The organism is Chryseobacterium sp. SG20098 (assembly GCF_031844745.1).
GTDB classification, from domain to species: domain Bacteria; phylum Bacteroidota; class Bacteroidia; order Flavobacteriales; family Weeksellaceae; genus Chryseobacterium; species Chryseobacterium cucumeris.
Genome location: NZ_CP134622.1, coordinates 452,731 through 468,307, shown reverse-complemented (window position 1 = coordinate 468,307; position 15,577 = coordinate 452,731). Strand labels below are relative to the sequence as shown.

General features: G+C 36.5%; 13 protein-coding genes. 11 read left to right on the top strand and 2 right to left on the bottom strand.

From position 1 onward, the window contains the following. Positions 1–207: 207 nt before the first annotated feature. The 10 genes from RHP76_RS02100 (at position 208) to RHP76_RS02055 (ending at position 9,500) form a co-directional block, all read left to right on the top strand. Positions 208–1,131 (top strand): ABC transporter ATP-binding protein, encoded by a 924-nt coding sequence (locus RHP76_RS02100; RefSeq protein WP_311229359.1) that lies wholly within the window; start codon positions 208–210, stop codon positions 1,129–1,131. 165 nt (positions 1,132–1,296) lie between these two features. Continuing rightward, positions 1,297–1,749 (top strand): MarR family winged helix-turn-helix transcriptional regulator, encoded by a 453-nt coding sequence (locus RHP76_RS02095; RefSeq protein WP_062671553.1) that lies wholly within the window; start codon positions 1,297–1,299, stop codon positions 1,747–1,749. Positions 1,750–1,802: 53 nt separating this feature from the next. After that, positions 1,803–4,196 (top strand): 3-hydroxyacyl-CoA dehydrogenase/enoyl-CoA hydratase family protein, encoded by a 2,394-nt coding sequence (locus tag RHP76_RS02090; RefSeq protein WP_311229358.1) that lies wholly within the window; start codon positions 1,803–1,805, stop codon positions 4,194–4,196. A gap of 39 nt (positions 4,197–4,235) precedes the next feature. Continuing rightward, on the top strand, positions 4,236–4,589 hold the full coding sequence (locus RHP76_RS02085) for a four helix bundle protein (protein WP_123278367.1): 354 nt from the start codon (positions 4,236–4,238) through the stop codon (positions 4,587–4,589). Positions 4,590–4,674: 85 nt separating this feature from the next. Then, positions 4,675–5,853 carry a thiolase family protein gene (locus RHP76_RS02080; RefSeq protein WP_114822156.1) on the top strand — a complete coding sequence of 393 codons (1,179 nt, stop codon included), beginning with the start codon at positions 4,675–4,677 and terminating at the stop codon, positions 5,851–5,853. Positions 5,854–5,942: 89 nt separating this feature from the next. After that, the gene (locus RHP76_RS02075; RefSeq protein WP_311229357.1) at positions 5,943–6,143 is read left to right on the top strand and encodes a four helix bundle protein; all 201 of its coding nucleotides are present in this window, start codon (positions 5,943–5,945) and stop codon (positions 6,141–6,143) included. 233 nt (positions 6,144–6,376) lie between these two features. Continuing rightward, on the top strand, positions 6,377–8,152 hold the full coding sequence (locus tag RHP76_RS02070) for an acyl-CoA dehydrogenase FadE (RefSeq protein WP_311229356.1): 1,776 nt from the start codon (positions 6,377–6,379) through the stop codon (positions 8,150–8,152). 145 nt (positions 8,153–8,297) lie between these two features. Beyond that, complete coding sequence (locus RHP76_RS02065; RefSeq protein ID WP_120230934.1) at positions 8,298–8,612, top strand: hypothetical protein; 315 nt, start codon at positions 8,298–8,300, stop codon at positions 8,610–8,612. Positions 8,613–8,638: 26 nt separating this feature from the next. Beyond that, a complete protein-coding gene (locus RHP76_RS02060; protein WP_062670100.1) occupies positions 8,639–8,974 on the top strand; it encodes a YegP family protein in 336 nt (111 codons plus the stop codon). Positions 8,975–9,053: 79 nt separating this feature from the next. Beyond that, positions 9,054–9,500, top strand: a complete 447-nt coding sequence (locus RHP76_RS02055) for a phosphohydrolase (protein WP_041461800.1) — start codon at positions 9,054–9,056, stop codon at positions 9,498–9,500. Here RHP76_RS02055 and RHP76_RS02050 read toward each other — a convergent pair. After that, entirely contained in the window at positions 9,497–10,213 is a 717-nt protein-coding gene (locus tag RHP76_RS02050; RefSeq protein WP_062670101.1) for a DUF2490 domain-containing protein, read from the bottom strand. The genes RHP76_RS02055 and RHP76_RS02050 overlap by 4 nt on opposite strands. A 71-nt stretch (positions 10,214–10,284) precedes the next feature. Next, positions 10,285–12,096, bottom strand: a complete 1,812-nt coding sequence (locus tag RHP76_RS02045; protein WP_311229355.1) for a TonB-dependent receptor plug domain-containing protein — start codon at positions 12,094–12,096, stop codon at positions 10,285–10,287. 638 nt (positions 12,097–12,734) lie between these two features. Here RHP76_RS02045 and uvrA point away from each other — a divergent pair. Beyond that, positions 12,735–15,527 (top strand): excinuclease ABC subunit UvrA, encoded by a 2,793-nt coding sequence (gene uvrA, locus RHP76_RS02040; protein WP_062671555.1) that lies wholly within the window; start codon positions 12,735–12,737, stop codon positions 15,525–15,527. Positions 15,528–15,577 lie beyond the last annotated feature (50 nt).

Genomic DNA, 15,577 nt, shown 5'->3' with positions numbered 1-15,577 from the left:
AAAAATGTTTCGGATGAATCAGAAATTACATTGGATTTATTCTTGGGGTCATAATTGGTGGATTATGTTTGCGTTACCTACAGCATTCTGGGGCTCTCTTATTTTAGGTGGTTATACCTTATGGAAAGTTAAAAAAAATAAATTCTTATATCTATTTTTAAGTTTTCTCCCTATCTTTTTATTTCTAATACTATTCTTCTTTTAAACATGCACCTACAGATCAAACAGGCAAATATCGGATACAATACCACATTAATCTCCAATGCCAATGCAGATTTAAGGCTTGGTGATGTATGCCTGCTGATTGGTAATAACGGTGTAGGGAAAACAACATTAATCAAATCTATCCTGCATCAGCTCCCTTTACTGAATGGGGAAATTTCTATTAATGGAAAAAATGTAAAAAAACTTTCGGTAAAAGAGATTGCGGAGAATATTGCCATTGTCTTTTCAAAGTCAGTTATTCCACAGCATTATACCGTTGAAGATCTTATTTCTCTGGGAAAGTATATCTACTACCCTTTTTATTTTGAACTTAAAAAAGAGGATCGTGAAGAGGTTGGCCATATTATTGAAGAACTGCAACTTAATCAGTACCGATATACTCTTTTGAAAAACCTATCAGATGGAAATCTTCAGAAAGCGTTTATTGGCCGTGCTATTACCCAAAATTCGCCTATTATCATTCTGGATGAGCCTACTACCCATTTGGATGAAAAAAATAAAATCATCATTCTAAAAACCCTAAGAAAGCTGGCTAAAGAACAGAACAAGCTTATCCTTTTTTCTTCCCATGACTGGCGACTGGCCAAAGAATTCGCAGACAAAATATGGTATGTAAAGGAAAATCATTTGTATTCCGGAATTGTTGAGGACATTTTGCTTCAGCATAATGAACTTACGAATGCTTCCTTATTTCAAATCAATGAGACCTTTATTCCGCCTGTGATCTCTGCACCACAGTTTCACAAGGAAATGCTGTATTCTCTGCTTCAAAAAAACTTCCAAAAAGACCTGTCTGACCTGAATTTCGAATTTCAGAACCCATTTTGGGTAATTACTAAAGATTCCGCTACCTATCAATGTGAATATTTTGAAGAAATTATCATTTTAGTCTCAAACATTCATTAATACTTGATTTTCTTTGATTTATCCACATACTATGCATGCATAGTATTATGCTAATCATACAATTTAATCCATTTATTTACAGCCTATTAACAAAATTTAACGTTAATAAATATTATGCATGCATAATATTTATTAAATTTGGGTAAAACCATTGGCGCAAAAATGATGGATCATAATAAGGAAAAAATAGAAAACGTAGATTTAATTTTAAAGCAGACCTGGCTGGCTGTTTCTAAAATGTACACAGAATTAGCCCAGGAACATGATTCCACAGCGGTACAAGCACTCACACTTTTAAAAATAGATCCTAAAGAAGGAACTCGAAGTACCAATCTTGGACCGAAGATGGCTATTGAACCCACTTCATTAACGAGAATCATCAAACTTCTTGAAGATAATGGATACATCTATAAGGAGAAGACCACCACTGATAAAAGAGAGGTGATCATCAAACTTACAGATAAAGGATTAAACTCCAGAAATATGTCTAAGGAAGTCGTTGTGAATTTCAACAAGAAGGTGATGGAAAAAATTTCTCCGGAAAAACTGGAGGCTTTCAAAGATGTGATGGGTGAAATCATGAAAATAGCCAACGAATTATTAAATAACCGAAAATAAATTATGATGAAGCCTTCGGGTTCATATCATCTTATACAAATAAAAATTTACATATGAAAAGAAGAATCAAACATGTAACGGTTCTTGGTTCAGGAATTATGGGAAGCGGAATCGCTGCTCACTTCGCCAACATCGGCGTTGAAGTATCACTTTTGGATATTGTTCCTTTTGAACTTACTGAAGCTGAACAGAAAAAAGGTTTGACCAAAGATGACAAAGCAGTAAGAAACAGAATTGCTTCCGAAAACTTTGAAAAACTTAAAAAAGCAAGTCCTGCACTTCTTTATTCACCAAAGTTTGCAGACAGAATCAAAATCGGAAATTTCGATGATGATTTGCCGAAAATAAAAAATACCGACTGGATCATTGAAGTAGTCGTTGAAAGAATTGATATCAAGAAGTCTGTGTACGAAAAAATTGAACAGTTCAGAAAACCGGGAACATTAATTTCTTCCAATACATCCGGTATTCCTATTCATCTCCTTACAGAAGGGAGAAGCGAGGATTTCAAGAAGTACTTTGCCGGAACACACTTCTTCAACCCGGTAAGATATCTTCCTCTTTTAGAGATTATCCCAACTACCGATACAGCTCCTGAAATCATCGATTTCTATATGAATTACGGAGCGAAATTCCTGGGTAAGACGACTGTCTTAGCCAAAGATACACCAGCTTTCATTGCCAACAGAATCGGGGTGTTCTCCATGATGGATCTTCTTCACAATGTACAGAAATTAGGACTTACCGTTTCTGATGTTGATAAATTAACAGGTCCCGTAATCGGACGTCCAAAATCTGCTACATTCAGAACAGCTGACGTTGTAGGTCTTGATACTTTGGTAATGGTAGCCAACGGAGTTCGTCAAAGCGGTGCTGAAGCGAATGACTTCAATGATGTATTTGCCCTTCCTCCTTATATCCAGAAGATGATGGATAATAAATGGCTAGGTTCAAAAACAGAACAAGGTTTCTATAAAAAAGTGAAAAATGCAGAAGGAAAATCTGAAATTCACGGATTAAACCTTGATACTTTGGAGTATGAACTTCAAGGAAAATCATCCTTCCCTACTCTGGAATTAACAAAATCTATAGATAAACCGATTGACAGATTTAAAGTATTAATTGGTGGTAAAGATAAAGCTGGTGAATTGTACAGAAAGTCTTTAGGAGCATTATTTGCTTACGTTTCGCATAAAGTACCTGAAATCTCTGACGAGGTCTATAAAATTGACGATGCGATGAGAGCCGGTTTCGGATGGGAAAACGGTCCATTTGAAATCTGGGATGCCGTAGGTGTTCAGAAAGGTATTGAACTGGCAAAAGATGCAGGATACGAAGTTTCTGACTGGGTGAAAAATGTAGAAACTTTCTATAAAGTTAATGACGAGGGTCAAAGCATTTACGTTGATAAAAATTCAGGAGAATACAACAAGATCCCTGGTCAGGATGCATTCATCATCTTAGATAATATCAGAAAAAATAAAACGCTTTGGAGCAATTCAGGGGCTGCTATCCAAGATTTGGGAGACGGAATTATCAACTTTGAGATCCGTTCAAAAATGAACTCTCTTGGAGGTGAAGTTCTTGACGGATTAAACAGAGCGATTGATTTGGCAGAAAAAGAATATGATGGATTGGTTGTAGGAAATCAGGGAGCTAACTTCTCTGTAGGAGCCAACCTTGCGATGATTCTTATGATGGCTATTGAGCAGGATTGGGATGATTTGAATATGGCAATTGCTTACTTCCAGAAATCAATGATGAGAGTACGCTACTCTTCTATTCCTGTAGTAGTTGCTCCTCACGGAATGACCTTAGGTGGAGGATGCGAAATGACCATGCATGCAGACCGAGTGGTTGCAGCGGCAGAAACGTATATAGGACTTGTAGAAACCGGAGTTGGAGTCATTCCTGGTGGTGGTGGTACTAAAGAATTGACTTTAAGAACTTCCAGAGAATTCCACAATGATGATGTTAAAAATAACAGACTTCGTGATGCTTTCATGAACATCGCTATGGGTAAAGTAGCTACTTCTGCTTACGAAGCTTACGATATGGGAATCCTTGAAAAAGGAAAAGACATCGTTTCCGTAAGCAAAAACAGACAGATTGCTGAAGCGAAAAAAGTAGCGAAACTATTAGCAGAGCAAGGCTATACCCAGCCCATCGAACAGAAAGTAAAAGTTTTGGGTAAAGACGCATTAGGAATGTTCTACGTAGGAACTGACCAGATGTTAACCGGAAACTTTATTTCTGCACACGATAAGAAAATTGCTGATAAACTAGCCAACGTGATGGTAGGTGGAAATCTATCAGAGCCAACAGTTGTAACGGAACAGTATCTATTGAACCTTGAAAGGGAAACTTTCCTTCAGCTTTGTGGAGAAAGAAAAACTCTGGAGAGAATCCAGTACATGTTACAGAACGGAAAACCATTAAGAAACTAATTTGTACAATGTCGGATGTAAAATGTAAAAAGTATTGGCATGCATAATTTTAGAGATTTAGAAGTTTGGAAGAAATCAATTCTGCTTTGCAAGCATTATTATATTGTTTCTAAAAATTTCCCTAAAGATGAGTTATTTGGTTTAACCTCACAATCAAGGAGAAGTTTATATTCTATTCCATCTAATATTGCTGAAGGAGCTGGAAGAGATACCAATCCTCAGTTTTGTCAATTCTTAAACATTGCATTAGGTTCTTCATTTGAATTTGAAACTCAAATCATCATTGCTAATGATTTGGAATTTATAAAGAAAAATGATTTTGATTTACTAATGACTGAAATCAGGCATATTCAAAATATGATAATTAAATTAAAACAAAATTATTCAAAATAGAATTGTACAAGGTATTATGCAGCCATACTGAATATAGTACAACTGACATTTTACATTATACATTTTACAAAAATTTACAAACAAAATGAAAACAGCATACATAGTAAAAGGTTTCAGAACTGCCGTTGGAAAAGCTCCAAAAGGAAGTTTAAGATTTACAAGACCTGATGTCATGGCGGCTACCGTTATTGAAAAATTAATGGCTGAGCTACCACAATTAGATAAAAACAGAATTGATGACCTTATCGTAGGAAACGCAATGCCGGAAGCTGAACAAGGGCTTAATGTGGCGCGTCTGATCTCTTTGATGGGGTTAAATACCGATAAAGTTCCGGGAGTAACCGTGAACAGATATTGTGCATCAGGAAGTGAGGCAATTGCTATTGCTTCTGCGAAAATTCAGGCTGGTATGGCAGATTGTATCATCGCGGGTGGTACAGAATCTATGTCATATATTCCTATGGGAGGTTATAAGCCGGTTCCTGAAACGGATATCGCAAAAACAAACCCTGATTATTACTGGGGAATGGGTTACACAGCGGAAGAAGTTGCAAAACAATATAATATTACAAGAGAAGAACAGGATCAGTTTGCTTTTGAATCTCATATGAAGGCTTTAAAAGCTAATCAGGAAGGTAAATTTGCCAACCAGATTGTTCCGATTCCTGTAGAATATAATTTCCTGGACGAAAATCAGAAACTGCAGACTAAAAAGTTTGATTTCTCTGTAGATGAAGGGCCTAGAGCTGATACTTCTTTAGCTGGATTAGCAAAACTAAGACCTGTATTTGCCAACGGAGGAAGCGTAACTGCCGGAAACTCTTCTCAAATGAGTGACGGAGCCGCTTTCGTAATGGTAATGAGTGAGGAAATGGTAAAAGAATTAGGACTGGAGCCTGAGGCAAGATTAGTGGCTTATGCTGCAGCCGGATTAGAACCAAGAATCATGGGAATGGGGCCAATTTATGCTATTCCAAAAGCATTGAAACAGGCTGGTTTAGAATTAAAAGATATCGATTTGATCGAGCTTAACGAAGCTTTCGCCTCTCAATCTGTTGCTATTAAAAAAGAATTAGGTTTAAATCCTGATATCTTAAACGTAAACGGAGGAGCAATCGCCCTTGGACACCCGCTTGGATGTACAGGAACAAAACTGACAGTACAACTTCTTGACGAAATGAGAAGAAGAGGCAACAAGTACGGAATGGTTTCTATGTGTGTAGGAACCGGTCAAGGAGCAGCTTCTATTTTTGAACTTCTTTAATAGACGGATAGATAATAGACTTAAAGACACCAAAAATGAATGAATGATTTTTTAAGAGGCACAATTTTAAAAAGCTTAAAATTTGGCAAATGAGTATGGAATTATCAAGATTAACTTTAGATCTTACAGATACTTTTCCGATTTATGAAAAGTATGGTTTGAAAAATCAAATGGACAGATGTGCAATTTCAATTCCATCAAATATAGCTGAAGGTTCAAGCAGGACAAATAAGTCTTTTAGTCATTTTTTGGATATTTCTTTAGGTTCTTCATTTGAATTGCAAACATAAATATTGTTAGCAAATCATAGAAAATATTTATCTGATGAAAAAACTGAAATCTTTGAAATTAAGATTGAAGAATTTCAAAAAGCAACAATGGTATTTCAGAATACTTTAAACAGGGACTAAGAAAACAAAAGACTAGGAGATAATGGACCGAAAGAAAATAGACAGTATAAAAGTCTATCATCTATCCGTCTATTATCTGAAGGTCTCAAAAAATTTAAAAAACAAAATAATATATGGCTACATTAAAAGGCGGGGAATTCCTGATCAAAAAGATTCCTGCAAATGAAATTTTCAGTATTGAAGAACTGAATGAAGAACAAAAGATGCTTCGTGATTCTGCGAAGGAATTTATAGATAGAGAAGTAGTTCCTCAAAGAGAACGTTTTGAGAAGAAAGATTACGCATTTACTGAAGAGACCATGCGTAAACTGGGAGAAATGGGGATGTTGGGAATCGCTGTTCCTGAAGAATACGGAGGTCTTGGAATGGGCTTTGTGACTACAATGCTTGCCTGTGATTATCTATCAGGAACTACAGGTTCATTGGCTACAGCTTATGGTGCACACACCGGAATTGGAACCCTGCCAATCGTTCTTTACGGAACTGAAGAGCAGAAGAAAAAATACCTTCCGGATTTAGCAACGGGAACAAAATTCGGAGCTTACTGTCTGACAGAGCCAGATGCTGGTTCTGATGCCAATTCAGGAAAAACAAAAGCAAAACTTTCCGAAGACGGAAAACATTATATCATCAACGGTCAGAAAATGTGGATCTCCAATGCAGGATTTGCAGATACATTTACATTATTTGCTAAAATTGATGATGATAAAAATATCACAGGATTTGTCATCAACAGATCGGAACTTGAAAACCCTGAAAGCTTAACTTTCGGAGAAGAAGAACATAAATTAGGTATCCGTGCTTCTTCTACCCGTCAGGTCTTCTTCAATGATATGAAAATTCCTGTGGAAAATCTTTTAGGAGAAAGAAACAATGGTTTCAAGATCGCTTTGAATGCATTGAACGTAGGCCGTATCAAATTGGCTGCAGCATGTCTTGATGCACAGAGAAGAATTTTAAACCACTCTATCCAGTACTCTAACGAAAGAAAACAGTTTGGTGTTTCAATCGCTACTTTCGGAGCGATCAGAAAGAAAATTGCTGAAATGGCAACCGGAGTTTTCGTAAGTGAAGCAGGTTCTTACAGAGCAGCTAAAAACGTTCAGGATAAAATTGACGAATTAGTAGCAGGTGGATTAAGCCATCAGGAAGCAGAACTGAAAGGTGTTGAAGAATTCGCGGTAGAATGCTCAATCCTTAAAGTATTCGTTTCTGACCTTGCCCAGCACACAGCAGACGAAGGAATCCAGGTGTACGGAGGGATGGGATTCTCTGAAGACACTCCTATGGAAGCTGCATGGAGAGATTCAAGAATTTCAAGAATCTATGAAGGTACCAACGAAATCAACAGATTATTAGCCGTAGGAATGCTTATTAAAAGAGCGATGAAAGGTGAATTGGATCTTTTATCACCTGCTATGGCCATCAGCAAAGAATTGATGGGTATCCCTTCATTTGAAGTTCCTGATTATTCAGAATTCATGAGCGAAGAAAAAGCAATTATCGCAAACCTTAAGAAAGTATTCCTAATGGTTTCCGGAGCAGCTCTTCAGAAATATATGATGGATATTGAAAAACAACAGCATTTATTATTGAATGCATCTGAAATCCTTAACCAGATCTACATGGCAGAATCTGCAGTACTAAGAGCAGAGAAACACTTCTCTCCTGAATCTGTAGAAGCAGCTATGGCTCAGTTAAATCTTTACAAAGCTGTTGAGAAAATCATCACTGCAGCTAAAGAAGGAATTGTTTCTTTTGCTGAAGGAGATGAGCAGAGAATGATGCTTTCTGGATTAAGAAGATTCACTAAATATACCAACCATCCGAATGTAGTAGCGCTTACTGAAAAAGTAGCCGCTCACTATATCGAGAAAGGATCTTATTAGTCTTTAATAACATAAATTTGATTCAGCGTCTCAATTTTTGAGGCGCTTTTTTGATCTTTATCAGTTATGACATCCATTGAAATTAATGGTATTTAGCAAGGTTATTCAAAAAAAATTATTATTTTTATTTTAAAATAACTAACACATGAAAATTTTATTATTTCCAATACTCCTTATTTCCGTTACTTTTTCAGCACAAAAAAAAGACAATTTACTTCCTGTTCCCAAGATGGATACCACAAAAATTGTTGCTAAAGGGAAATTCCCGGGATATTTTGCTCTGAAACCCGATCAACCTCAAAAAGAACTTTACAAAATATTAACGGTTAAGCCCAATGATACAATTCTTTATCTGGCTTTAAAAGAATCTTCAAAGGATTATTCACAATATAAAATTTTAAATTCGATTACTCCAGATAAGCTTCAGGTCAATCGGAAAAAAATACTACCGTCCAAATAACATAACACAAACTAAAAACTATTACCATGGGAAAATTTATTATCTCTAAAAGAACAAACGGAGACTTTCAGTTCAACCTCAAAGCTGGAAACGGGCAGGTTATTTTAACCAGCCAGGGATACAGTACCAAACCTTCCTGTGAAAGCGGAATCGGATCCGTAAAACTCAATGCACAGGAAGATGCAAAATTTGAAAGAAATACAGCCAATGACGGCAGATGTTATTTTAATCTAAAAGCCGGAAACGGACAGATCATCGGAACCAGCCAGATGTATGAATCTGACAATGGTATGGAAAACGGAATAGAATCTGTAAAAAACAATGCTCCTCATGCTCATATAGAGGACGAAACAGACTTTTAAAATCATATAAAATATTCTTCATAAAATGTCTTATTTTTTTAAGGCATTTTTTATTTTTGTACTCTATTTTTCATTAGAAATGACAAAAGAAGAATTACTGAATAAAGCAATCAAAATCGCCGATAAGGCTCATAAAGGACAAACCGATAAATACCATGCTCCCTACATTGCCCACGTAATGCGGGTGATGAACTATGGTAAAACACTGGATGAAAAAATCGTTGGAGTACTTCACGATGTTGTAGAAGACCATCCACAGGAGTTTAGTCTGGACTATTTAAGGTCGGAAGGATTTCCTGAATATATTATTTTTGCCATCAGCTGCCTTACAAAGCTTGATCCGGAAGAAGACTATGATGAATTCATTAAAAGAACGGAACGATCTCTCCTTTCTGTAGCTGTAAAACTAAATGATCTTCGTGATAATATGGATCTCAGAAGAGTAAACAGAGAGCTTACTCCTAAGGATATCAAAAGATTCAATAAATACCTGAAAGCCTATCGCTATCTGATAGAGAAATATTAATCCGCACCCGGGAAATCGTAACTCTTCGTGTGATGATCTGTTCCATCGATATTGATATTTAACGCAAGGTAAACGAAATGTAAATTTTTGTTTCCTTTTGCTTCAAATTCACGCTGCCACAGATATCCGCTCACGATTCCGAAATAATCATCGATCTGATAGCCGAAACCGCCATAGACTCTGTTTCTGGCGAAAGTAGGCTTCATCGGAGAGACAAAGAAAACCTCGTCATAAGCATTAGCGAAAACAGTTCCTTTCTTAATGGTTTTAGCGTTCAAAGGAACACTAACGTTCAGACGGTATCTGTAACGCATTCTCTGGGAAGTCTGATCTGTTTTTGGCTCGTAAAACCAGCTCTTTTCAGCACGGAAACGGTTTTCAAACTTTACGATACCTTTCTTGATATCAATAACGTCCTGAAGCCATACCCTGAACTCCTCTCTGCTCAGGCTATGTTCTTTATAGTTAACATATCTTCCCAGTCCTACAAAAGGTTTGTGGTTTTTGGTAAGATTATACCCTAGCCCCCCTTTTATTTCATAATAATCAGGGTAGGTATAATCTTCGTTACCACGCATCTGCCCTTCAGCATAAAGGAAAAATTTCGGATGAAACTTATAGGTCAGAGTCACTGCATTGAAGCTGGAAATGTGTTCCTGCGCTTTAAAAAAAGATATTCCAAGTAATAAACCTAAGCCTATAAGACGTTTCATAAAAAATTTTTGCAAATGTATATTTTTTAACAATTTGTTAATATTAACTTTCATTAATATTAAATTAACACCTACTTAATATTAATTATATAAGAAAACCCAATGTGGAACCACCTTTGCGGCATTCCCACCCCAAATGCTTCGGTATATTTTGTGTTGGTCAAATTGTTAATCAACACATACACTGAATAATCTTTCTTAACAAAACTCAGCTTCTCATCTACAAGATTATAGGTTCCCAGATTGACTCTTTCATTGTAACGGTAAACAAGCTCATTGGTAAAGTTTTTCAGGAATTTCACCTCTAACTTAGACACAAACTGATGCTTCAGATTGTCCAGAATATATCTTGAAATCACACCAGCTTTTTCTTCATATTTACTATCAATATAAGTATATCCTACTGTATATTTTAACCAGTCTGTCGGTCTGTGGCTCCACTCGGCTTCGACTCCTTTTGTTTTGATATCTCCTACATTCTGGGCATACCATACTTTATCACTAAGGTCTTTTTTTACCCAGTCAATAGAGTTGCTGGAATTCCTAAGAAATCCACTTATTTTTGCTAAAATTCTGTTATTTTGATATTGATAACCTATCTCTGATGACAAAGCATTTTCAGGCTGTAAATCCGGATTTCCCTGTTCCGTTTTACTCAAATAATAAAGTTCGGTAAAAGTGGGTACACGGTGTACTTTTGCGATATTTCCGTAGATTTTAGAATTAGTATTAAAGTTATAGCCTACGTCAAGCCCCGGATAAAAGAAATTTCCTTCTTTAGAATAATTAGCCCATGAAATTCCCGGACTGATGTTCAGTTTTTTATCCAGTAATGAAAAATGATGTTCAAAGAAAACCTGAGATACAAAACGGTTTCGGTCACCCAAATTACTGCTTATTAAAAATTCTTTTCTAATTTCAACACCAATTCCGGTTATTCCCAACCCCCACTGATAGCTGGAATTCACTTCTCCACCTACGTTATTTCCGATGTGCATATTTCGGTAAAAATCCGGATTCCATCTGTCATAAAGATACATATCCTGCCCTCTTCTCCAATACACATTAGAGTTAAGCTTCAGCTTTCCAAAAGTCTGCTGATGAGCTACACTTACAATAGAGGCCTGTGTTTCCTCATACTGTTTGGTAGCAGCACTGGAAGCATAAAAACCATTGGCTCCGAATTTCTTTTCCGAAAACCCGGCCTGTACTCTTACATCTCCGTTTTTGATATTCAGCTTTCCCTGATAAAATACATTCCTGATTTCATAATCTGTATTGAACATATATCCTTCTGATGAAGCTGAATTCGCCTGCAGGGAGTTCGTGAATTTTTCATTTCCGATCTGCGCGTTAAATCCCAGACCATAGCTGCCGTAATCTCCACCCTCTGCACTGATTTTTACTTTTTTCCCTGGGGTAGTTTTGGTAACGATATTGATAACACCGGCATAAGCATTCTGCCCGAAACGTCTTGCAGCCGGACCTTTTATGATTTCTATCTTTTCTACCTCATCCAGATCTACCGGAATATTCATATTATTATGTCCGGTCTGGGAATCATTCATCCTGATTCCGTTCAACAACAGAAGAACCTGCTCAAAAGAACTACCACGAAAACCGATATCGCTCTGCACACCATTAGCTCCTCTCCTTCTGATATCCATTCCTGGCACCTGTTGAAGGATTTCGTCTATACTTTTAGCCGGAGAATTTACAATGTCTTCTCTGGTGATAACACTGATGTTCTGATTGGCACTTTTATAAGGTGTAGAGATAAATTTTCCCTGAAATTCGATGCTTTCAATATCTGTTGTCTTTTCCTGTGCATTTACCCAAAGTAAAGATCCCAGAAAAAAAGCACTTCCTATCTTTTTGATCATAATCGTTTCCGTAGTTTTTTAACAGAGTCCAAAAGTAAGAGAGTTCACCAAGACAGGCAAATGATAGTTGTCATAAAAAAAGATGCAACGTAATGCTGCATCTGTGTGAGGGAGTAATTCTATCTTTTTCTCATTAAATGTGTAACTAGATCTCTGAATAATTTTCTCATTTCTATATTACATATTTACGGCTACAATTTTAAATAATTTTACAACATAAAACAATAGTTAAACAAAAAAACACAATATATTTTTAAAAATTATAAAAAACACTGTAAAATAAACCGTAAAACAACATTAAGTCCACAAAAAATATTCATTTTTATCATTCATCAACAGATTTATTTCCTTTTTCGCCTTCTTATTTCATGTTGATAATAACAATTTTTAACAATAAGATAAGCGTAAATTTTTCGCTAAAATTTCGTAATTTTGTGGGTCTTAATTTTACGATGAAAGCATTCTTTTTCAACGGTAATTCTATCGGCAATCTAAAAAATTACAGCTGCAGAATATCAGATGAATTTGGGAATACCGGCAAAAGTTCAATTGATGACAGCCTGGGAAAATTCTAAGGCAAAACACCATTATACTGAAAGTTTTAATGCTTTACAGTTACTTTTATGAATAAACAAAATATGGCTAACACAACAGAAATAGACATAAAGAAACAGATTTTCGTTAAGAATGCACATCTTAACAATCTGAAACATATAGACGTCCTGATTCCGAAAAATAAACTTATTGTTATTACAGGTGTTTCAGGAAGTGGAAAATCCTCTTTGGCCTTTGATACTATTTATGCAGAAGGACAGAGAAGATATGTAGAAAGTTTAAGCTCTTATGCCCGTCAGTTTTTGGGAAAATTAGAAAAACCAAAAGTGGACGATATCAAAGGACTTGCACCTTCTATTGCCATCCAGCAGAAAGTAATTTCTTCCAATCCGCGTTCTACTGTGGGAACTTCTACAGAGATTTACGATTATATGAAGCTTTTATTTGCAAGGATCGGGAAAACCTTTTCACCGGTTTCCGGAGAAGAAGTGAAGAAAGATTCGGTTTCTGATGTAGTAGACTTCATCAAGGCTTCAAAAAAAGATACTTCCTTTCTATTAACTGCTCCTTTGGAATATGATGTTGACAATTTCAAAGAAACCTTAAATATTTTAAAACTGGCAGGTTTCACAAGGCTTGAAATCAATGGAAATGTTGCAGGAATTGAAGACCTTGAAAGTTTTGGTTTTACTCCTGAAAAAGGAATGACTATTAATCTTGTCATCGACCGTTTCTCATACGAAGAAGACGAAAGTTTTTTACAGAGACTTGCAGACTCTATACAAATGGCGTTCTATGAGGGACGCGGATATTGTTCACTAAAGAACATCGATACAGAAAAAGTAAAAGAATTTTCCAATAAATTTGAGTTGGACGGCATGGAGTTCCTTGAACCCAACGTTCATTTTTTCAGCTTTAATAATCCATACGGAGCATGTCCGGCGTGTGAAGGGTATGGAAAAGTAATTGGAATTGATGAGGATCTTGTAGTTCCTAATAAAACATTATCCATCTACGAAGATGCTGTTGTCTGCTGGAGAGGAGAAACGATGAGCGAATGGAAAAAAGATTTCATCAAAAAAGCAGGTGATTTCCCTATCCACAAACCTTATCATCAATTAACAAAAGAACAGAAAAACTTCCTTTGGAAAGGTGACGGAAGGAGCAGTTTCCCTTGCATCAATAATTTCTTCAAGATGCTTGAAGAAAACCTTTATAAAATCCAGTACAGAGTAATGCTTTCCCGTTACAGAGGAAAAACCCTTTGCCCGACATGTGAAGGGTTGAGACTTCGTGAAGAAACAAGCTGGGTAAAAGTAGACGGACACAATATTCAATCGATGATTGAGCTTCCTTTGGATGAGCTGGCTCCTGTCATTAATGGATTGAAGCTTTCTGATCATGACAAAGAAGTAGCCAAAAGACTGATCTATGAAATCACCACCCGACTGGAATTTTTATTAAAGGTAGGATTAGGATATTTAACCTTAAACAGAACGTCCAATACCCTTTCAGGAGGAGAAAGCCAGAGAATTAACTTAGCAACCAGTTTAGGAAGTTCTCTGGTCGGTTCTATTTACATATTGGATGAACCTTCTATCGGACTGCACTCTAAAGACACCGAAAACCTGATCGAAGTATTGAAAAATCTTCGTGACCTTGGAAATACCGTTATTGTAGTAGAACACGACGAGGATGTGATGAGAGCGGCAGACTATATTATTGATATTGGTCCGGAAGCAGGTTATCTTGGTGGCGAACTGGTATTTGCCGGTGATTATAAAGATTTGAAAAAAGCCAATACCCTTACTTCAGAATATCTTACGGGAAGACTTGAAATTGAAGTTCCGAAAAAAAGAAGAAAAGGAAAAGAATGGATTCATATTAAAGGTGCGCGTCAGAATAACCTTAAAAATATAGATGTAGACGTTCCTTTGGAAAGCCTGGTAGTCATTTCCGGAGTTTCAGGAAGTGGAAAGTCTACTTTGATGAAAGAGATCCTTACCAATGACATCCAGATCCAACTTGGAATGGGTGGTAAAAAAGGAGACTATGATTCTGTAGAATTCCCGAAAAAACTGATCAAAAATATTGAATTGATTGATCAGAACCCGATTGGAAAATCATCCCGTTCAAACCCTGTCACCTATCTAAAGGCTTACGATGATATCCGTGATCTTTTTGCCAAGCAGAAAGTGGCCAAAATGATGGGTTACAAGCCTAAGCATTTCTCTTTCAACGTGGATGGAGGTAGATGTGATGAATGTAAAGGAGAAGGAGTAATCAATGTGTCTATGCAGTTTATGGCAGACATCGAGCTTGAATGCGAAGTTTGTAAAGGAACCCGATTCAAAAATGAAATCCTTGAAGTAAGATTTGATGAAAAAAACATCTCTGATATTCTTCATATGACCGTAGATGAAGCATTAGAATTCTTTAAAGATAATAATGAAGAAAAGATTGTAACAAAGCTGAGACCTTTGCAGGAAGTAGGATTAGGCTACCTGCAGCTGGGACAAAGCTCTTCTACCCTTTCAGGTGGTGAGGCACAACGTGTGAAACTGGCTTCTTTCCTTGTAAAAGGAGTAACCACAGATAAAACATTATTCATCTTTGACGAACCTTCTACAGGGCTTCACTTCCATGATATTCAGAAATTACTGAAGTCATTACAGGCTTTGATTGATCTTGGACATTCAGTGATTGTTATTGAGCATCAGCCTGATATCATCAAATGTGCCGATTATATTATCGATATCGGTCCGGAAGCCGGAAAACATGGTGGCGAAGTTGTATTTGCAGGAACACCTGAAGATCTGACTAAAAATAAAAAGTCCTATACGGCAAAATACATCAAAGAAAAATTGGAACAATAAATACAATCGGCTGTTTTAAAAACAGCCGATTTTTATTTAGATTCTTTATC

Bases quoted from the DNA above. Each gene is read 5' to 3' on its own strand.
- RHP76_RS02100 (WP_311229359.1), top strand. From the start codon at position 208: ATGCACCTACAGATCAAACAGGCAAATATCGGATACAATACCACATTA.
- RHP76_RS02095 (WP_062671553.1), top strand. From the start codon at position 1,297: ATGGATCATAATAAGGAAAAAATAGAAAACGTAGATTTAATTTTAAAG.
- RHP76_RS02090 (WP_311229358.1), top strand. From the start codon at position 1,803: ATGAAAAGAAGAATCAAACATGTAACGGTTCTTGGTTCAGGAATTATG.
- RHP76_RS02085 (WP_123278367.1), top strand. From the start codon at position 4,236: ATGCATAATTTTAGAGATTTAGAAGTTTGGAAGAAATCAATTCTGCTT.
- RHP76_RS02080 (WP_114822156.1), top strand. From the start codon at position 4,675: ATGAAAACAGCATACATAGTAAAAGGTTTCAGAACTGCCGTTGGAAAA.
- RHP76_RS02075 (WP_311229357.1), top strand. From the start codon at position 5,943: ATGAGTATGGAATTATCAAGATTAACTTTAGATCTTACAGATACTTTT.
- RHP76_RS02070 (WP_311229356.1), top strand. From the start codon at position 6,377: ATGGCTACATTAAAAGGCGGGGAATTCCTGATCAAAAAGATTCCTGCA.
- RHP76_RS02065 (WP_120230934.1), top strand. From the start codon at position 8,298: ATGAAAATTTTATTATTTCCAATACTCCTTATTTCCGTTACTTTTTCA.
- RHP76_RS02060 (WP_062670100.1), top strand. From the start codon at position 8,639: ATGGGAAAATTTATTATCTCTAAAAGAACAAACGGAGACTTTCAGTTC.
- RHP76_RS02055 (WP_041461800.1), top strand. From the start codon at position 9,054: ATGACAAAAGAAGAATTACTGAATAAAGCAATCAAAATCGCCGATAAG.
- RHP76_RS02050 (WP_062670101.1), bottom strand. From the start codon at position 10,213: ATGAAACGTCTTATAGGCTTAGGTTTATTACTTGGAATATCTTTTTTT.
- RHP76_RS02045 (WP_311229355.1), bottom strand. From the start codon at position 12,096: ATGATCAAAAAGATAGGAAGTGCTTTTTTTCTGGGATCTTTACTTTGG.
- uvrA (WP_062671555.1), top strand. From the start codon at position 12,735: ATGGCTAACACAACAGAAATAGACATAAAGAAACAGATTTTCGTTAAG.